The following is a 17,450-nucleotide window of genomic DNA, read 5'->3' as shown; positions in this document are numbered from 1 at the left end:
CGCCATGTCATCCCTCGCTTGCCTGTTCGGCGTCCTCCGGCTCCTCCGGTTCCTCGTGGGCGATACCCGTATGACAATCGATACAGGTCTCACCCCGTTCCTCGGCGCGCGCATGGCGCTTGCGGGCACTGCGGTCCTGCTCGTCGAAGGCCATGGCACCAAAATCGTGACAGGAACGGCACTCCCGCGAGTTGGTCGCCTTCATCTTGTCCCACACCACGTTGGCCATCTCCCATCGATACGCCTCGTACTTTTCGGGCGTGTCGATCTTGCCGGTGATCTCGCCCCAGACATCCTTGGCCGCCGTGATCTTGGCGATCATCTTGGGGAAAAAAGGCTTGGGCACATGACAGTCGGAACAGACGGCCCGCACGCCCGAAGCATTCTTGTAGTGCACCGTCTCCTTGTATTCCCGCAGGTTGGTCTGCATGGAATGACAGGAGGTACAGAACTCCAGTTCGTTGGTATAGGCCAGCCCCATGTTGAACAGGCCGGTGAACACGATACCCATGAAAAAGATCAGCAGGCCCGTGGCCCAGGTCAGCTTGCGCGCCATCGCGACTCCTCCAGGTCATGCAACTCCCTCTTCTCCGGGGAGTTTTGCTGTTGTTCTCTATATACCCTCTTGATCCTAGGGCTGAACAATCGCTCTTGTAAAGCGCTGCCCCCCGAGAAGTGGCAAATCCGCCGCGCAGAAAACACCGGCCGATGCTAGAATACGCCCGCTTTGCCGGACTGCTTCCGACAACGCGCCATCTCAGCGCCCGTAGCTCAGCTGGATAGAGCGTCGGCCTCCGGAGCCGAAGGTCACAGGTTCGAATCCTGTCGGGCGCGCCACTTCCCTTTCTCTTTACTCTTCCTGCTGCGACGCAACCGCGTGGCCCGGGTTGTCTCCACTTCCCGACAGGGCCTGACCTGCCACGAACGCGCTTCCCCGATATATTGCCGGCGCCCTGCCCACGAGCGAGGCGCTCGCGCTATCACTCTGCAATGTAACCAGGGACAGGCAGCCGGCATCCAACTGCAACGAAAGCGACACGGATGCGCGGCACAAGAGAAACACGTCTGGAGAAAGATCATGCACAAGAGGAAGTCTATCTGGCGATATGCGCCCCTGGTGGGTGTCACCGCGCTCATCATGTCCGGTTGCGCCACCACCAACAACGCACAGGTGAGCGACCTGCAGAAGGCGCTGGAAGCCAAGCAGAAGGAGAACAATGCACTGCGTGCCGACCTGAGCACACTGCAGCAGCAGGCCGCGACGTCGCAACCGGCCCCCGCCCCGGCGATGCCGGCCACTGCGGCAGCCCCCCTGCTGCCGCCCAACCCGAAGGCAGGCGAGTGCTATGCCCGCGTCTGGGTATCGCCGACCTACAAGAAGGTCCCGCACAAGATCCTGGTCAGCGAGGCCAGTGAGCGCACCGAGGTGATCCCTGCCAGGTATGAATGGGTCTCAGAGGAGGTGGTGGTCAAGCCTGCTTCCTACCGCATCGAGACGGTGCCCGCACGTTACGAAACAGTCACCGAGACCATCCTGGTCAGCGAGGCCAACCGTGAATGGCGCACCAGCCTGGACCGCAATGCGCCACCGGCCAGCAAGGAGTTGCTCGAAGCCGCACGCAAGCACGGTGTGGACCTGGATGGCACCAAACCAGGCATGTGCTTCCACGAACACTATCGCCCGGCGCGCTACATCACCGAGGAACAGCAGGTACTGGTCAGCGATGGCGGCGAGACGCTGCACGCCACTAAGCCCAAGTACCGCATCGTCGAGAAGAAGGTCCTGGTGAGCGAGGCGTCGGTAAAGTACGAACAGGTCCCCGCTGTCTACGAGTGGACCGAGGAAAAGGTCATCGACAAGCCGGCGCACACCGTCTGGAAAAAGGGCGAAGGCCCGATCCAGAAGATCAACGAGGCCACCGGCGAGATCATGTGTCTGGTCGAGGTCCCGGCCACCTACAAGGTCATCCGCAAGCGGGTGCTGAAGAAGCCCGCCTCCGTGCGCAAGATCGAGATCCCGGCCAGGTACAAGACCATAAGGGTGCGCGAACTGGCCGAGGAACCGCAGGTGGTCAAGCAGGACGTGCCGCCGCGTTACAAGACCATCAAGGTCCGCAAGAAGGTTGCCGATCCGGAATTCGTGTGGCACGAAGTCCACATGCACGGTGAGCCGCGCGCCACCCGCACCGGTAACAAGATCTGCCTGCTGGAGATGCCGGCCAGGTACAAGACGGTGACCCGTCGCGTGCTCAAGTCGCCGGCCACCACCCGCAAGATCGAGATCCCTGTGGTCACCAAGAAGATCAAGGTCCGCAAGATGATCGCCGAACCGCAGGTCAAGCGCATTGCCATCCCGGCCAGGTACGAGACCGTGTTCGAGCGCCAGCTCGACCAAGAGGGCCACATGGAATGGCGCTCCATCCTGTGCAAGACCAACATGACGGTCTCGCGCATCAAGGGCATCCAGCGCGCCCTGCAACGCGAGGGCTATTACAAGGGCGTGATCGACGGCATCGTCGGTCGCCAGACCATTGCCGCAGTCAACGCCTTCCAGAAGGCCAAGGGGCTGCCGGTGGACAGCTATCTCAACATCGAGACGGTGAAGACCCTGGGCGTCTCGCCCCGCTGAGGCAACAAGGGTGACTGCCGGTCGCCCTGCCTGAGCGACAACCCCGGTTCCGCACCTGCGGACCGGGGTTTTTCATGCCACCCGGCCTTGCCTTTGTCACGCCGACCTCAGCTGCCGTCCTGATCGAGTACCACCTCCACCTCGCGCACCTCGCCGTTGCGCCAGAGTCGCAGACGCACCCGATCGCCCAGGCGATGGTCACCGAGGCGAGCCTGCAAGGTCTCGATCGAATCGAGCGGCCGGTCATCGAGAGCGATCAGGATGTCGCCGGGAACCAGCTCACCGTTCGGCCCGATGTGGGTTCCACGCAACCCGGCCTGTTCGGCGGGCGATCCGGGAGTGACCTCGAGCACCAGCACACCCGGCACCTCGAGCTGCTCGGTAACCAGACGGCTGAGACGCTGGTCGCTGCGAATACCCAGGCTGGGGCGGATGTACCGTCCGCGTGCGATCAGTTCCGGCACCACCCGGTTGACGGTATCGACCGGCACCGCGAAGCCGATCCCCGCATAGGCTCCCGAGGGGCTGTAGATGGCGGTGTTGATACCGATCAGCCGTCCCGCGCTGTCGAGCAAGGGTCCGCCCGAGTTGCCGGGGTTGATCGCCGCATCGGTCTGGATCAGGTGCTCGATGCGCGCGCCGTTCTCCTCGGTGAGCGAACGATCCAGCGCCGAAACCAGGCCACTGGTGAGGGTGTAGTCCAGCCCGAAGGGGTTGCCGATCGCGAATACCTTCTGCCCCACCTTCAGATCGTGGCTGGTACCGATGGGCACCGGGGGCGGACGATCGAACTTGACGTCGATACGCAGCACCGCCAGATCGTGCGCCGGACTACTGCCGACCAATACCGCGCGATAGCTGCGTCCGTCGTTGAGCCGCACCAGGGCCTCGGAGGCGCCGGCGATCACGTGGTGATTGGTGACGATATGGCCCAGGTCGTCCCACACGAAACCCGAGCCAGTACCCCGCGGCACGCTGAACACATTGCGCGTCCACAAGTCGACCACGCGCTGGCGGGTGGTGATGAACACCACCGACGGGCTGGCGCGCTCGAAGATGGCGATGGTCGCCTGCTCGTCGGCGGCCAGGTCGCCACGTGCGGTGACCGGACGCGGCTCGGCAGTCATGCCGATCAGCCAGTGCTGCGCCAGTGGCAGGAACTGCCACAGCACAAACAACAGCACGACGGTCCAGGTCAGCCAGCGCAGGCGCGCCAAGTAGGGATCGCTGGGGGATTGCATGGTTCGGGCCCTCGACAAAAAAGGCGCATGCTGGCCCGATTCAGCGTCCCGCGCAATCGCCGATGATGCGTTTTACATCCTCGCCATCGAGGCTTTCCTTTTCTTCCAGTTCGGCGGCCAGCGCATCGAGCCGCTCGCGGCAGCGCTGCAGAATCTCGCGGGCCCGCTGTTCGCCTTCCTCGACCAGAGCGCGCACCTCGGCATCGATGGCCTCGGCGGTGGCCTCGCTGAAGTTGCGCTCCTCCACCGTCTGCGCACTGTTCAGGTACTGCAACTGCTGCTGCCGCCCCCACACCACCGGGCCGAGTTTTTCGCTCATGCCCAGCCGCGCGACCATGGTGCGCGCGATCTCGGAGGCCTTCTCCAGGTCATTCGAGGCGCCCGAGGAGATCTCGCCGAGCACCAGTTGCTCGGCCGCGCGCCCACCGAGCAGGATGGCGATCTGGTCCTTCATCTCCTGCGGGGTGGAGAGCAGTTTCTCCTCGACCGGCAGTTGCAGGGTGAAGCCCAGGGCTCCGATGGCACGCGGGATGATGGTTACCCGGTGCACCGGGTCGCCGGTAGGCATCGCCACCGCGACCAGGGCGTGCCCGGACTCATGCACCGCCACGCGGCGTTTCTCCTCGGGACTCATCGCGCGCTGCCGCGCCTCGGGACCAGCGATCACCCGGTCGATGGCCGCCTCGAAGTCGCGCATCTCCACCTGGTGACGGTTGTCGCGCAGGGCGAAGATGGCCGCCTCGTTGCAGATGTTCTCGAGATCCGCACCGACGAAACCCGGCGTGCGCGCAGCCACCACGCGCAGGTCCACGTCGGCGGCCAGCTTCATGCGGCCGGCGTACAGGCGCAGGATGCCCTCGCGGGTGGCGAGATCCGGCTTGTCCACCGGGATGCGGCGGTCGAAGCGGCCCGAGCGCAGCAAGGCCTGGTCGAGGATCTCCGGCCGGTTGGTCGCCGCCATCACCACCACGCCGGTGGAGCTGTCGAAACCGTCCATCTCGGTGAGCAGCTGGTTGAGCGTCTGTTCGCGCTCGTCGTGCCCGCCCCCGAGCATGCCGGCACTGCGCGAACGGCCGATGGCATCGATCTCGTCGATGAAGATGATGCACGGTGCCTTGGCGCGCGCCTGCTCGAACAACTCGCGCACCCGTGCCGCCCCCACGCCGACAAACATCTCGATAAATTCCGAGCCACTGATATTGAAGAAGGGCACTCCGGCCTCGCCGGCCACCGCGCGCGCAAACAGGGTCTTGCCGGTACCCGGCGGGCCGAGCAGCAGCACCCCCTTGGGTGCACGCCCACCCAGCTCGCGGATGCGCTGCGGGTCCTTGAGAAAATCCACCGTCTCGCGCAGTTCCTGCTTGACGTCCTCGTAACCGGCAATGTCGCCGAAGGTGACCTTGGGCCCCTCCTCGGGGTGTACATGGATGCGGTTGCCGATGTTGAGGAAGCCCTTGTTCAGCGGCCCCATGTTGCGCGCGATCCAGCCCCACACCAGGAACAGGATGCCGAAGGGCAACACCCAGTTGAAGAAGAACTGGCTCAGCCAGTTGTCGCCCACGCGTACGGTATAGCGCACGCCATTGGCGGCCAGCTTGTCGGCCAGTTCCTGGTTGGCGAGCAGGGGCACGGTAATGAAACGCTTCGGCTCGCCGGTCTGCGGATCGGTCTCGGTGAGGGTGCCGACGATGGCCTTGTCGGTGATCACCGCCTCGGCCACCTCGTGCTTCTCCACGTGCTGCAGGAACTCGCTGTAGGGTATCTCCAGCCGCCGTGCCTCCTGCGCCTGTCCCCAGAAATGGAACGACAGCAGAATGAACAACAGGTACAGGATCAGATTGAACTGCGGGTGTTGCCAGAAGGGTGTCTTGCTGGACTTGTTGATCTCGATGCGGGGTTTGTCACCTCCCGCATGAAATTCACTCTTGGCCATGGGGTTGTCCTTGTTCTCGGTTGTCCGGCGCCGAGAAGCGCCTGCCGTCGTGAAATGGGGGCGGCACCGCCTCGATCAAGGGTAGCGCAAAACCCGCGGTGGGACGGGCCGCAAAGGAGGGCGGCCCACCCCGCTACCCGACCTCGCGCCAGGCTTCGGGTTCCGGGTCCGGTATCTTCAGGGTCACCAGCTCCTCGGCACTCACCGGGTGGATGGGGAGTGTCGCGTCCAGGTCAGCCTTGGTCGCCCCCATCTTCAGCGCCACCGCGAAACCCTGCAACATCTCGTCGACGCTCTCGCCGACCAGGTGGATGCCCACCACGCGCTCGTCCTCGCCGGCGCATACCAGCTTCATCGCGGTCTCGGTCGGGTGTGCCGAGAGCGCATGCCGCATGGGTGTGAAGCGCGTGGAATAGACGGTCACCCGGTCGAAGCGGTCGCGTGCCTCGGACTCGGTGAGCCCGACCGTACCCACCGGCGGGTGCGCAAACACCACGCTGGGCACGTTGTCATAATCGACCCGCGCCCGCGGCCGGCCGCCGAACAGGCGCTCGGCGAGGCGCCGACCGGCGGCGATGGCCGCCGGGGTCAGCGGCACCCGGCCGGTGACATCGCCGATGGCGTACACCCCCTTCACGCCGGTCTGCTGCCAGGCATCGACCGGGATGCTGCCGTCGGGCGCGGTGCGGATACCGGCGGCCTCGAGGTCCAGGCCCTCGGTGTTGGCGCGGCGACCGGCCGCCCAGATCACCGCATCGAAGCCGCCGAGCGTCGCGCCTTCGCGAGACCGCAGGCGGATACCCCCGCCGTCTCGCTCCAGCGCGGCCACCGGCCAGCTCAGGTGCAAGGCGATGCCCTGGCGGCGCATCTGCTCGCCGAGCACCTCCGAGATCATCGGGTCGAAACGTTCCAGCACCCGGTCCTCGAGCGCGACCAGCGCCACTTCCGAGCCGAGCGCGCGCAACATGCCGGCCAGCTCCACGCCGATGTAGCCGCCGCCGATCACCGCCACCCGGCGCGGCTGTTCGCGCAGGGCGAAGAAGTCGTCGGAGGTGATCCCCAGCTCGGCGCCGGGCACCGGCGGCACCAGCGGACGCCCTCCCGTGGCGATGACGATGTGATCGGCGGTGCAGCGCTCGCCATCCACCGCCAGGGTGTGCGCATCCGTGAAACGCGCCCGGCCGTCGATGCGGGTGATGCCGGACTCGCCCACGTAGCCGTTCCAGTAGCGGCGGATGTCGGCCACGTAGCGCTCACGCGCGCCCACCAGGGTGAGCCAGTCGGTGGTCCCACGCGAGGCGGGGATGCCGAAGCCGGGCGCATCGTCCACCGCGTGCGCGAGCTGCGCGGCATACCACATGATCTTCTTGGGCACGCAGCCGGCGTTCACGCAGGTGCCCCCCATCTCGGCCGCCTCCACGACCGCCACCCGGCGGCCGAGCTGGGCGGCGCGCTCGGCCACGGCCAGCCCGCCGCTGCCGCCGCCGCCGATGGCGATGAGATCGAAATGTCGGTTCATGGTGTTCTCCTTGCCCTCCCTGGCCCTCCCCGCAAGCAGGGAGGAAGCACGGGATCGTTCGGTTCCAGGATTGCGCATCCACGAATGGACGGCTGAAAGGTGCTTCAGGCGGCCTGCGATGCCTGTTCGGCCAGCCAGGCCTCGAGTTCCTCGGAGCCCCCGATGTAGTGACCATCGACGAACATCTGGGGCACCGTCTCGCGGCCGGTGATGGCGCGCACCGAGCGGATGGTGGCGTCGCGGCCGAGCACGATCTCCTCGTAGGGCATGCCGCGCTCCTTGAGCATCGCCTTGGCACGGGCGCAGAAGGGGCAGCCGGGCTTGGTCATCAGGCTGATCGGCCGCGGCTTGCGTGCGTTCGGGTTGATGTAGTTCAGCATGGTGTCGGCATCCGAGATCTCGAAGGGGTCGCCCGGCACGTCCGGCTCGATCAACATCTTCTCGATCACCCCGTCACGCACCAGCATGGCGTAACGCCAACTGCGCTTGCCGAAGCCGAGATCGGACTTGTCCACCAGCATGCCCATGCCAGCGGTGAACTCGCCGTTGCCGTCGGGGATCAGGGTGACGTTCTCGGCTTCCAGGTCCTTCTTCCAGGCCTCCATGACGAAGGCATCGTTGACCGACAGGCAGACGATCTCGTCCACCCCGTTCTCCCGGAACACCGGTGCCAGCTCGTTGTAACGTGGCAGGTGGCCCGAGGAGCAGGTGGGCGTGAACGCGCCTGGCAAGGCGAACAGCACCACGGTGCGGCCCTTGAAGATCTCGTCACTGTGGATGTCCTTCCACTCCCCGTTCTCGCGGGTGTGGAAGACGACGCTGGGTACGGTTTGTCCTTCACGATTCTGCATGGTCTTTCTCCTGTCTTTGGGTTGATTGCTATCGACGACAGGAGGATTATCACGTTTAGCTATCCACGTTTAGCTATCAATTATGGAAATCAAATATTACTAAATGGTCGATAGCTTTTAGCGATTTATCGAATCGAAGGATCAAGACTTTTCCCCGGTTGCCCGTGGCGCGGGCGCCATGACCAGCCAATCATGTGGAACCGACGCCGTTTCCACGCCTGCCCCACCCGCTCTGTGCCCTCTGTGGTGAGAAACAATCAGTGCCAGAGGCCGCTCAGGTGCCAGCCGGGGCGCCGGCGGACCAGACCGCCGAGACCATGCAGGTGCAGGACGCCACCAGGCAGGTCGGCGAGAGAAACGGTCGACCCCATGCGTTGCTTGAGTTCCATGAGCCGCGCGATGCGGTCGGCGGTCTCGGGGTGGGTACGCAGCAGGGAGGGTTCGGGCACCCGGCGACCGGGCAGGAAGATACGCTCCAGCCAGCTGCCCTGGACGCGCTCGATCTTGGCCAGCGCGCTGGCCAGACCGTCGGGATCGCCGGTCAGCCGCGCGGCATTCAGATCGGCGTCGTACTCGCGAGTGCGAGACAGCGCCAGTTGCGCCAGGCCGCTGAGCGTGGGCGCGAACACCAGCAGCAGGATGGCCGACCAGCTGATGACCGCACCGCCGAGCAGGATCAGCGGCAGGTTGGCCAGCAGCAGGAACTGGCCAAACAGCGACAGAGTGCTGGTGGGCGCGGCTGAACAGATCGGCCAGCCCCATCACCCAGAGGTCGCGGTTGCGGACGTGGCTGATCTCGTGCGCCAGCACCCCTGTCAACTCGCGCAGGTCGAGATTGCGCAACAGTCCGTCGGTGACGGCGACCGCGGAATGCGCCGGGGTCCCCACGGCAAAGGCGTTAAGCATGCTGCTGGGCACCCAGTACAGTTCGGGGGGGCGTTCGAGCCCGGCGCGCCGTGCCAGTTGCTCGACGGTATCGAACAGCTCGGGCGCCTGCTCGCGCCGCAGGGGGCGAGCACCGTACAGGCGCATCACCCAGCGCGGCGAGATGCCGGGATTGAAGACCACACCGAGCGCCGTAGTGAACAGCATCATCCAGACCCCGCTCTCGCCCCACAGCAGCCAGCCCAGCAGGGCCATGAAACCACCCATCGCCGCGAGCAGGAACAGCGACTGCAGGCGATTGCGCCAGGCGTGTTCCTCCCAGACCAGCGGGTCGATGCCCGGTGTCGCCCCGTTCACTCGGCCCCCAGGCGACGCAGCCGGCCGCGCAGGCGCTCGATCTCCTCGAGCAGGTCGAGCGCCAGCGCCGCCCCGGCGAGATTGACGCCCAGGTCGGCACGCAGACGCTGGGCGCAACGCACCCGCTGCACACTCAGGCCGCTGAAACGCCAACCCGCCGGATCACGCCCCAACGGCTCGATCAGGCCATATTCGACCATCTCCAGCACCGTCTCGGCCGGCAGGTGGCAGGCCATGCTCAGTTCGGCGAGGCTCAGTTCCACGTCCTCTTCCAGCAGCTCCCCGTCAAATAGCGTCGTCATTTGCGTGTTCATGGCCCGTCACACTCCCAGATATGCCCGCGGGGCGAAGCCCGGAAAGGCATCCCTGAACCGCTCGTAGGCGGTGCGCGCTTCCGCATCATCGGCCGGCGGCAGGGCAATCTGTAGTTCGACGTAGAAATCCCCCGGTTGCTTCGCCGGAATCCCGCGGCCCTTCAGACGCAGCTTGCGCCCGGCCTTGGAGCCGGCGGGGATCTTCAGGTCCACTGCACCAGCCGGCGTGGGCACCTTGACCTTGGCGCCCAGCGCTGCCTCCCAGGGTGCCACCGGCAGCTCGATGTAGACATCCTTGCCCTCCACACGATAAAAGGGATGCGGGCGGAACGCCACTTCGAGATAGAGATCCCCCGGTTCGCCCTTGCCAATGCCGGGACTGCCCTGACGCGCCAGGCGGATGTGCTGCCCTTCCTTCACCCCTTTTGGAATGCGCACGTTGAGCGTGCGCTCGCGCAGCTGCGGCCGGCCATCCGGTCCCAGCTCGGTGTGCTTGAGGGTGAGCGTCCGGGTCGCCCCCTGGTAGGCGTCTTCGAGATCGATCAGCACCTTGGCGTAGGTGTCCTCGCCGCGCAGGTCGAAGCCGCCACCGCCCGCCGTCGAATAGGTGTATTGCCGGCCGCCGCGCGCGCGACCGAACAGGCTCTCGAAGAAGTCGCTGAACTGCTCGGCATCGGCACCGGTGAAGCCGCCACCGTGGAACTCGAAGCCCTGGTCCCAGTCCGGCGGCGGACGGAAGTCCTGCCCGGCCTGCCAGTTGGCACCGAGCTGGTCGTAGGCGGCGCGCTTCTCGGGATCCTTGAGCACCTCGTAGGCCTCGCCGATCTCCTTGAAGCGCTGCTCGGCATCCGGCTCCTTGCTCACGTCGGGATGATACTTGCGCGCCAGCTTGCGGTAGGCGCGCTTGATCTCGTCCTGCGTGGCGTCACGCGAGACGCCCATGATCTCGTAGTAGTCCTTGAATTCCATCGAATACGGCTTGCCTGATCTGCTAGGGTTGGCGGAACAGTCCCAACATCGGGGCTGGCGGACGGAATTCAAGAAACCTCTGGACAAGTCCGGAGCACTGAGATCGCCGCCCAAAATGTGTCAGTTGAAGGCGCCCATTGCACGTAATGGCCAGCGATTACGAAGACAGGCAACGCAAAAATGACACCTTTCGGCGATGAGATCACGTTTTACGAGCTGTTCTGAGGTTCCTCGATCCGCCTGGCCGCCAGTCTGACACACCGGAGTTTCGCATGCCGCGTCTGCTGTTCGTCTACAACGCCGACTCGGGCCTGTTCAATACCCTGGCCGACATCGGCCACAAGCTGTTCTCACCGCAGACCTACCACTGCGACCTGTGCATGCTCACCCACGGCGTGCTGCGCGAGCGCGAGGCCTGGCGCGACTTCGTCGAGGCCCTGCCGGTGGAGACACGCTTCCTGCATCGCGACGAGTTCCGGCGCGAATACCCGCAGGTGCGGGTCAAGCTGCCCGCCGTGTTCGTGGAGCGCGAAGGCGAGATCCGACAATGCCTGAACGCCCGCGCGCTGCACGACTGCCGGGACCTCGACCACCTGAAGGAAGCGATCCGCCTCGCCTGCCTGTCCGCCTGCAAACAGGAATCCCCATGATGGCCAGGAGATACCCCGCCCTCACCCCGGAACAGACCGACTTCATTACACGCCAGCACTTGTTCTTCGTCGCCACCGCGGCACCCGAGGGACGGGTGAACCTCTCTCCCAAGGGCGGCAACAGCCTGCGCGTGCTCGATCCCCGACGGGTGATCTGGCGCAACCTCACCGGCAGCGGCAACGAGACCGCCGCCCACCTGCGCCAGAGCCCCCGCATGACCCTGATGTTCTGCGCCTTCGACGGCGATCCGCTGATCCTGCGCCTGTACGGCGAGGCCGATGCGACCCACCGCAACGATCCCGACTGGCGCGAATTGGACGCGTATTTCCCGCCCGACCCCGGTGCGCGCCAGATCATCGAGCTGCATATCGACCTGGTGCAGACCTCCTGCGGCTTCGGCGTGCCCCTATTCGACTATCGCGGCGAACGCCACCTGCTCGCCGACTGGGCCTGGCGCAAGGGCGAACACGGCATCCGCACCTACTGGGCGGAGAAGAACCAGCTCAGCCTCGACGGGCTGCCCACGGGAATACCTGCCGAGCCGACGGGGAAAACCGGGGAATAAACCGCGGCGCCCCGCATCTCCCCCACATGCGATTCCTTCCCTGCCTGCTGATCACCCTGCTTTGCTGGGGGCTCGCCACCGGCGCGCCGCCACGCAGCGTGCACATCGGCGTGCTCGCCTTCGACGGCGAGGAACGGGCGCTGGCGCGCTGGCAGCCGCTGGCCAGCTACCTGAGCGCACGCATCCCCGGGTACACCTTTCGCATCGTACCGCTCACCCACGAGGGGTTTCGCAACCGCATCCGCAAGGATCAGCTCGATTTCGTACTCACCAACCCGGCGCACTACGTCCAGCTCGAGGTGAGCTTCGGCGCCACGCGCATCCTTACCCTGCGCAACCGGCACGACGAACGCCCCCTGACCCGCTTCGGGGCGGTACTCTTCACGCGCGCCGACAGCGAGATCCGCACCGCCGCGGAGCTGCGTGGACGACGCCTCGCCGCGGTCAGCCCCGAGGCCTTCGGCGGCTTCCTGCTGGCGCGACGCGCGCTGCGCGTGCTGCTCCCCCGTCACGAACCCGGCTTCCCCCTGCGCCTGAGCACTCCGCTGTATCCCGAATGGCCGCTGGCACGGCTCCCGCGCACCGACGAGACGCTGGCCGGGGAAGTCGCCCTGCACCTGCTGCAGATGCCCGCCAACGGCCCGGTGGCGCGTGCCGCCGGCATCGCCGGGTGGACCATCCCGCTCGACTACAACGGCGTGCACGAAGTGCTGCGCACCCTGCAGATCGCTCCCTACACCCCGCAACCGCTCACCCTGTCCGCCCTGTGGCGCAGCCACGCGGCCCTGCTCAGCGGCCTGCTCGCCGCCCTGCTGTTCGGCCTGGCCGGCAGCCTCTACGTACTGCGCATCAACCGTGAACTGAAACGCTCGCAGCAGGCACTCACCCGCCATCGCGACGAGCTCGAGCGCCTGGTCGAGGCGCGCACCGAAGCGCTGCTCGTGGCCAACCGCGAGTTGCAGGAAGACATCGCCGCGCGCATCCGCCAGGAAGAGGCCCTGCACGACGGCTGCGACTGTCTGCAGGGCATCCATGCGCTGATCGTGCGCGACGACCTCGATCCCGAACAGCGCCTGCAGTCCATCCTCGACCGGCTGGCCGCCTATTTCGCCACCCACCGCCTGCTGCTGCATCGGGTGCGCGACGGGCGCCCCGAGTATTGCGCGGCCAGCCCGCCAGACACCCCGCCAGACACCCCGCCAGACACCCCGCCAGACACCCCGCCAGACACCCCGCCAGACACCCCGCCAGACACCCCGCCAGACACCCCGCCAGACACCCCGCCCGACGCCTTGCACCCCGACGGCGCCGCCCGCGCGATCGCCGAACGCGCACCGTTCGAATGCACCCTGGGTGACGGAGACACGCCGATGCGTTACCTCGCCTGCCCGGTGGTGCAGGGAGGAAAGACCCTCTGCGCGCTCGAACTGGCCGCCGGCGCAGAGGCCTCAGACAAGCTGGGCCGCGACAACGAGCTGGGGATGCGCATCCTGCAACTGGTCGCCCAGTGGTTGGCCTACGAGGAACAGAACCGCCAGCGCGCGCAACACCGCGCGCTGGCCGCTCACCGCCTGGCCGGCCTCACCCCGCGGGAACGCGAGGTACTCACCGCAGTCGCCCGCGGCCTGTCCAACAAGCAGATCGCCCGCGAACTCGGCATCAGCGTGAAGACCGTCGAGCTGCACCGTTCCAACCTGATGCGCAAGCTCGAACTGCGCAACGCGGCCGAACTCACCCGGCTGGCCATGCACGCCGGCGTGATCGACGCCGGCGTGATCGACGCCGGCGAGCCCTCCGCTTCTCCTGCCTGATCAACAGCTTACCACTCACCCTGGGGTTTCCCCCAGGGGTCATCCCGTATTCGATCGTATTGGCGAACCACGCTACCCGACCCAGGATGAAGAGGCCAAACAACGATACCGAAGGAGGACCCCATGAAACCATCCAGACTGCTGGGCAAGCTGCCCGCACTGCTCGCGGCCACGACGCTGCTCCTGGGCACCCCCGTGATGGCGGCCAAGGGCAAGGACGCTGCGGGCCTCGGCCATGACTACCGCACCTTCCATGCCGACGGGCACATTGCCTACGGGAAGATCGGTGATTCCTATACCGCCGACCTGGTCATGTACCTCGCCGGCAACCAGTTCATGGTCATGGAAGAGCTGATCCGCGACTTCCAGAAGAAGAATCCCGACATCAAGACCATCTACGTCGAGACCATCCCGCCCGGCCAGATCCTCAAGGGCCAGATCCTCAAGGGCCAGATCCTCAAGCAGGGCATCATCGATGGCCAGAAGACCGCACAGAATCCCGACCTGTTCGCCAGCGTGAACCTGGGCCACCTGAAAAAACTGGCAAAGAAGGGGCTCATGCACGACTACATGATCTACACCCACAACAAGCTGGAACTGATGGTCGCCAAGGGCAACCCCAAGGGCATCAAGGGGCCGGAAGACCTGGGCCGCGACGACCTGGTGCAATCCCACCCCAACCCGCTGACCGAGGGCATCTTCAAGTTCTACGGCGCACAGATGCTCAAGGACCTGGGCCTGTACGACAAGGTCACCGGCGGCGCAAAATGCAAGAGCTGCTGGGCCGTCCCCGGCAAGACCTGGTTCACCTCGCCCCATCACCGTGAAACGCCCTACCGGATCGAAAAGGGCGAGGCCGACGTGGGCATCGTGTGGACCACCGAGGTGAAACATGCGCAGGCCCAGGGCCGGCCGGTGGAGGGCGTGTCCATCCCCGCACCCTACAACATGCAACACAAGGTGGGCTATGCCATCGGGACCCTGGCCACCGGCCGCAACCCGCACAACGCCGAGCGTTACCCCGCCTACCTCGGCACCCCGGAAGCACAGGCCATCTACGCGAAATACGGCTTCCTGAAGGCTACCGACAGCGAGCTCAAGCTCAAGCCGCTGAACAACTGACCAGAGACCCCCGGCAGGAGTGGCAAACTCTCCCCGCCCACGTGGCGGGGTTTTTTGTGGACACGCTGCCCTCAGTCACGCAACCAGCGCGCGGCGGCCTCGCTGTCGCTCTCGCGGGCATCCACCCAGCGTTCGCGCCCATCGGGCAGGCGTTCCTTCTTCCAGAAGGGGGCCTCGGTCTTGAGGATGTCCATGATGAACTGACAGGACTCGAAGGCCGCCTGGCGGTGGGCGCTGGCGGTGAGCACCAGCACGATGGGCTCGCCCAGGCGCAGCTCGCCGACGCGGTGGATCACGGTCACCGCCTGCAGCGGCCAGCGTTCGGCGGCGGCATCGACGATGCGGGACAGGGCCTTCTCGGTCATGCCGGGGTAGTGCTCGAGGATGAGCGTGGTGATGTCGGCGGCGTCCTCGCCCACACGGTTGTGGCCGCGCACCAGTCCCACGAAGCTGGCCACCGCACCGATGGTGGCATCCCCCGCGCTCAGCCGCGCGGTCTCCTCGGCCAGGTCGAACGGCTCGGTCTGGACAGCGATGCGGGTCTTCATCCGCCGGTCACCGGAGGGAAGAAACCGACCTCGTCGCCATCGGCCAGCGGGGTCTCGGGTCCGGCCATCTCCTGGTTGACCGCCATCAGCACATGAGCAGAGAAGGCCTCGCCCCAGTCGCCGCCGCGCGCGGCGAGCTGCTCACGCAGTTCACCCAGGGTGGGAGGAAAGGTCTCGAGCTGCTCCTCGGCCACCCCGAGGCGATCGCGCAGCCTGGCGAAATAGAGTACGTGGATCATGACAACAGCTGTTCGAATGACCAGTAGTTGAGCGGCGCGCCCTCGGGCAGCACGCTGTCTTCGGTGATCTCGAGCAGGCCGTCGGCCCAGACGGTGCTGGTGAGCACATCCGAGCCCTGGCGCGGGAACCACTGCGCCAGCGGCAACGCCCCGGCGCGGTGCTCGAGGCGTACGCGCACGAACTCGCGGCGCTTGAGCGGACGTTCGACCGCGTGCGGCAGACAGGCGAGGAGGGGCGCCGGAAAGGGATCACGACGACCTTGTGCGGCGCGGATGTAGGGCAGGCCGAACAGGCACAGGGTGACGAACACCGAGACCGGGTTGCCCGGCAGGCCGATGAAGGGGGTCTCGCCCACCCGCCCGAAGGCCAGCGGCTTGCCCGGCTTGGTGCGCACACGCCACAGGGATATCTCGCCCTCGGCCTCGACCGCGGCGCGGATGTGGTCTTTCTCGCCCACCGAGACGCCACCGCTGGTGATGATCAGATCGGCCCGTCCGGCTGCCTCGCGCAGCGCCGCGCGGGTGGCCTCCAGGGTGTCCTCGACCTGGCCCAGATCGACCACTTCACAACCGGCCTGTTGCAGGCAGGCGGTGAGCGTGTAGCGGTTGGAGTTGTAGATCTGTCCTGGCCCCAGCGGGGTACCCGGCTCGACGATCTCGTCACCGGTGTTCAGCAGGGCCACGCGCAGGCGACGCACCACTTCGACCTCGGCCACGCCCAGCGAGGCGAGCAGCCCCACCGCCTGCGGCCGCAGGCACTCGCCGGCATGCAGCACCACGTCGCCGCTGGCCACGTCGTTGGCGCGTGGGCGTACATTCTCGCCGGGGGCGATACGGCGCCCGATGCGAATGCGCTCGCCTTCGACCACGACCTCTTCCTGCATCACCACGGCGTTGGCGCCCTCGGGCATGGGCGCACCGGTGAAGATGCGCGCCGCGGTGCCGGGTTCGAGCGATGTGCCGACCGTGCCAGCGGGAATACGCTGGGCCACCGACAGCTCGGCACTGCCGGTCGCGGTGTCGGCGGCGTGGATGGCGTAGCCGTCCATCGCGCTGTTGTCGTGCCCGGGCACGTCCAGCGGTGAGGTGACATCCGCGGCCAGCACGCGACCGAGGGCGGTGACCAACGGCACCCGCTCGGTCTCGGTCAGCGGCACCGCCGACTCGATCAGGATGCGTCGCGCCTCGTCGGCACTCAGCATGCCGTCGGCAGAGAAACAGTCCGCGGCACTGCCACTGGCACTCATGACTCGGTCAGCCTCGGCATCAGCTCGACCAGGTTGCAGGGCCGGTGCGAGAGGTCGAGCTGGTCGCGCAGGATGCCGTTCCAGGCGTCCTTGCAGGCACCGGTCGAACCCGGCAGACAGAAGATGAAGGTGCCATTGGCCACCCCGCCGATGGCGCGCGAGGCAATGGTCGAGGTCTTGATCTTCTGGTAGGAAAGCCAGCGGAACAGCTCACCGAAGCCCTCGATGGTCCGGTCGAGCAGCGGGGCCACTGCCTCAGGGGTGCCGTCGCGACCGGTGAGCCCGGTGCCGCCGGTGGTGATCACCGCCTCGACCTTCGGGTCGATGATCCAGCGCGAGACCTCGTAGCGGATGCGGTAGATGTCGTCGGGCACGATCAGGCGCTCGACCACTTCGTGACCGTCTTCGGTGGCCATGCGTTCGAGCGCGTTACCGGAGGTGTCGTTCTCGGGGGTACGGGTATCGGAAATGGTCAGGATCGCCAGGCGGACCGGGCGCTTGGAAGACGTGTCAGTCATCACAGGTACCTCTTGCAGATGCGCCAGGGCACTTTAGCGCGCGCGCCTGGG

The 17,450-nt window shown here is 66.2% G+C and carries 16 protein-coding genes, 1 tRNA gene and 1 pseudogene; 6 read left to right on the top strand and 12 right to left on the bottom strand.

The window, feature by feature from the left end; translation table 11 throughout:
- Window positions 1-7: 7 nt before the first annotated feature.
- On the bottom strand, window positions 8-556 hold the full coding sequence (locus tag EBS_RS01720) for a NapC/NirT family cytochrome c (RefSeq protein WP_043107023.1): 549 nt from the start codon (window positions 554-556) through the stop codon (window positions 8-10).
- 204 nt (window positions 557-760) lie between these two features.
- Here EBS_RS01720 and EBS_RS01715 point away from each other — a divergent pair.
- Window positions 761-837: transfer RNA gene (locus EBS_RS01715), tRNA-Arg, on the top strand.
- 241 nt (window positions 838-1,078) lie between these two features.
- On the top strand, window positions 1,079-2,629 hold the full coding sequence (locus tag EBS_RS01710; protein WP_081999758.1) for a peptidoglycan-binding domain-containing protein: 1,551 nt from the start codon (window positions 1,079-1,081) through the stop codon (window positions 2,627-2,629).
- Between the two features lie 107 nt (window positions 2,630-2,736).
- On the opposite strand, the gene EBS_RS01705 is transcribed toward EBS_RS01710, so the two are convergent.
- From EBS_RS01705 to EBS_RS01675, 7 genes and pseudogenes are all read right to left on the bottom strand, one after another.
- On the bottom strand, window positions 2,737-3,870 hold the full coding sequence (locus tag EBS_RS01705; RefSeq protein ID WP_043107022.1) for a S1C family serine protease: 1,134 nt from the start codon (window positions 3,868-3,870) through the stop codon (window positions 2,737-2,739).
- Between the two features lie 40 nt (window positions 3,871-3,910).
- Window positions 3,911-5,803, bottom strand: coding sequence for an ATP-dependent zinc metalloprotease FtsH (gene ftsH / locus EBS_RS01700; RefSeq protein ID WP_070104703.1), 1,893 nt, complete (start codon window positions 5,801-5,803; stop codon window positions 3,911-3,913).
- 133 nt (window positions 5,804-5,936) lie between these two features.
- Window positions 5,937-7,322, bottom strand: a complete 1,386-nt coding sequence (gene gorA / locus EBS_RS01695) for a glutathione-disulfide reductase (RefSeq protein WP_043107020.1) — start codon at window positions 7,320-7,322, stop codon at window positions 5,937-5,939.
- A gap of 104 nt (window positions 7,323-7,426) precedes the next feature.
- Window positions 7,427-8,173: a glutathione peroxidase gene (locus EBS_RS01690; protein ID WP_043107019.1), complete on the bottom strand. Its 747-nt coding sequence runs from the start codon at window positions 8,171-8,173 to the stop codon at window positions 7,427-7,429.
- A 257-nt stretch (window positions 8,174-8,430) separates the two neighbouring features.
- A pseudogene (locus tag EBS_RS14815) lies at window positions 8,431-9,205 on the bottom strand (zinc metalloprotease HtpX).
- 206 nt (window positions 9,206-9,411) lie between these two features.
- Window positions 9,412-9,729 carry a chaperone modulator CbpM gene (locus EBS_RS01680; RefSeq protein ID WP_043107018.1) on the bottom strand — a complete coding sequence of 106 codons (318 nt, stop codon included), beginning with the start codon at window positions 9,727-9,729 and terminating at the stop codon, window positions 9,412-9,414.
- Window positions 9,730-9,735: 6 nt separating this feature from the next.
- Window positions 9,736-10,698: a DnaJ C-terminal domain-containing protein gene (locus EBS_RS01675; protein WP_043107017.1), complete on the bottom strand. Its 963-nt coding sequence runs from the start codon at window positions 10,696-10,698 to the stop codon at window positions 9,736-9,738.
- 272 nt (window positions 10,699-10,970) lie between these two features.
- On the opposite strand from EBS_RS01675, the gene EBS_RS01670 reads away from it, so the two are divergent.
- The 4 genes from EBS_RS01670 (at window position 10,971) to EBS_RS01655 (ending at window position 14,847) form a co-directional block, all read left to right on the top strand.
- Entirely contained in the window at window positions 10,971-11,348 is a 378-nt protein-coding gene (locus EBS_RS01670; RefSeq protein WP_043107016.1) for a hypothetical protein, read from the top strand.
- Window positions 11,348-11,914 carry a pyridoxamine 5'-phosphate oxidase family protein gene (locus tag EBS_RS01665; RefSeq protein ID WP_043109045.1) on the top strand — a complete coding sequence of 189 codons (567 nt, stop codon included), beginning with the start codon at window positions 11,348-11,350 and terminating at the stop codon, window positions 11,912-11,914. Before EBS_RS01670 ends, EBS_RS01665 begins: the two co-directional genes overlap by 1 nt.
- 26 nt (window positions 11,915-11,940) lie before the next feature.
- The gene (locus EBS_RS01660) at window positions 11,941-13,725 is read left to right on the top strand and encodes a PhnD/SsuA/transferrin family substrate-binding protein (protein WP_043107014.1); all 1,785 of its coding nucleotides are present in this window, start codon (window positions 11,941-11,943) and stop codon (window positions 13,723-13,725) included.
- A gap of 123 nt (window positions 13,726-13,848) precedes the next feature.
- The gene (locus EBS_RS01655) at window positions 13,849-14,847 is read left to right on the top strand and encodes a molybdate ABC transporter substrate-binding protein (RefSeq protein WP_052199187.1); all 999 of its coding nucleotides are present in this window, start codon (window positions 13,849-13,851) and stop codon (window positions 14,845-14,847) included.
- Between the two features lie 71 nt (window positions 14,848-14,918).
- Here the strand turns inward: EBS_RS01655 and moaE are convergent, their stop codons facing one another.
- From moaE to moaB, 4 genes are read right to left on the bottom strand one after another with little or no spacing between them, the layout of a single operon-like run.
- Window positions 14,919-15,395: a molybdopterin synthase catalytic subunit MoaE gene (moaE, locus tag EBS_RS01650; RefSeq protein WP_043107013.1), complete on the bottom strand. Its 477-nt coding sequence runs from the start codon at window positions 15,393-15,395 to the stop codon at window positions 14,919-14,921.
- The gene (gene moaD, locus EBS_RS01645) at window positions 15,392-15,634 is read right to left on the bottom strand and encodes a molybdopterin converting factor subunit 1 (protein WP_043107011.1); all 243 of its coding nucleotides are present in this window, start codon (window positions 15,632-15,634) and stop codon (window positions 15,392-15,394) included. The genes moaE and moaD overlap by 4 nt, the downstream gene beginning before the upstream one ends.
- Window positions 15,631-16,881, bottom strand: coding sequence for a molybdopterin molybdotransferase MoeA (locus tag EBS_RS01640; protein ID WP_070104702.1), 1,251 nt, complete (start codon window positions 16,879-16,881; stop codon window positions 15,631-15,633). The genes moaD and EBS_RS01640 overlap by 4 nt, the downstream gene beginning before the upstream one ends.
- Complete coding sequence (gene moaB, locus EBS_RS01635) at window positions 16,878-17,399, bottom strand: molybdenum cofactor biosynthesis protein B (protein WP_043107010.1); 522 nt, start codon at window positions 17,397-17,399, stop codon at window positions 16,878-16,880. Before moaB ends, EBS_RS01640 begins: the two co-directional genes overlap by 4 nt.
- Window positions 17,400-17,450: the final 51 nt, after the last annotated feature.

Source organism: endosymbiont of unidentified scaly snail isolate Monju (genome assembly GCF_000801295.1).
Lineage (GTDB): Bacteria > Pseudomonadota > Gammaproteobacteria > Chromatiales > Chromatiaceae > MONJU.
The sequence above is the reverse complement of the archived record's forward strand: the minus strand, read 5'-3'. Positions and strand labels throughout refer to the sequence as shown.

Bases quoted from the DNA above. Each gene is read 5' to 3' on its own strand.
- EBS_RS01710 (WP_081999758.1), top strand. From the start codon at position 1,079: ATGCACAAGAGGAAGTCTATCTGGCGATATGCGCCCCTGGTGGGTGTC.
- moaE (WP_043107013.1), bottom strand. From the start codon at position 15,395: ATGAAGACCCGCATCGCTGTCCAGACCGAGCCGTTCGACCTGGCCGAG.
- EBS_RS01655 (WP_052199187.1), top strand. From the start codon at position 13,849: ATGAAACCATCCAGACTGCTGGGCAAGCTGCCCGCACTGCTCGCGGCC.
- EBS_RS01660 (WP_043107014.1), top strand. From the start codon at position 11,941: ATGCGATTCCTTCCCTGCCTGCTGATCACCCTGCTTTGCTGGGGGCTC.
- EBS_RS01690 (WP_043107019.1), bottom strand. From the start codon at position 8,173: ATGCAGAATCGTGAAGGACAAACCGTACCCAGCGTCGTCTTCCACACC.
- EBS_RS01675 (WP_043107017.1), bottom strand. From the start codon at position 10,698: ATGGAATTCAAGGACTACTACGAGATCATGGGCGTCTCGCGTGACGCC.
- EBS_RS01665 (WP_043109045.1), top strand. From the start codon at position 11,348: ATGGCCAGGAGATACCCCGCCCTCACCCCGGAACAGACCGACTTCATT.
- moaB (WP_043107010.1), bottom strand. From the start codon at position 17,399: ATGACTGACACGTCTTCCAAGCGCCCGGTCCGCCTGGCGATCCTGACC.
- EBS_RS01720 (WP_043107023.1), bottom strand. From the start codon at position 556: ATGGCGCGCAAGCTGACCTGGGCCACGGGCCTGCTGATCTTTTTCATG.
- EBS_RS01670 (WP_043107016.1), top strand. From the start codon at position 10,971: ATGCCGCGTCTGCTGTTCGTCTACAACGCCGACTCGGGCCTGTTCAAT.
- ftsH (WP_070104703.1), bottom strand. From the start codon at position 5,803: ATGGCCAAGAGTGAATTTCATGCGGGAGGTGACAAACCCCGCATCGAG.
- EBS_RS01640 (WP_070104702.1), bottom strand. From the start codon at position 16,881: ATGAGTGCCAGTGGCAGTGCCGCGGACTGTTTCTCTGCCGACGGCATG.
- EBS_RS01680 (WP_043107018.1), bottom strand. From the start codon at position 9,729: ATGAACACGCAAATGACGACGCTATTTGACGGGGAGCTGCTGGAAGAG.
- moaD (WP_043107011.1), bottom strand. From the start codon at position 15,634: ATGATCCACGTACTCTATTTCGCCAGGCTGCGCGATCGCCTCGGGGTG.
- EBS_RS01705 (WP_043107022.1), bottom strand. From the start codon at position 3,870: ATGCAATCCCCCAGCGATCCCTACTTGGCGCGCCTGCGCTGGCTGACC.
- gorA (WP_043107020.1), bottom strand. From the start codon at position 7,322: ATGAACCGACATTTCGATCTCATCGCCATCGGCGGCGGCGGCAGCGGC.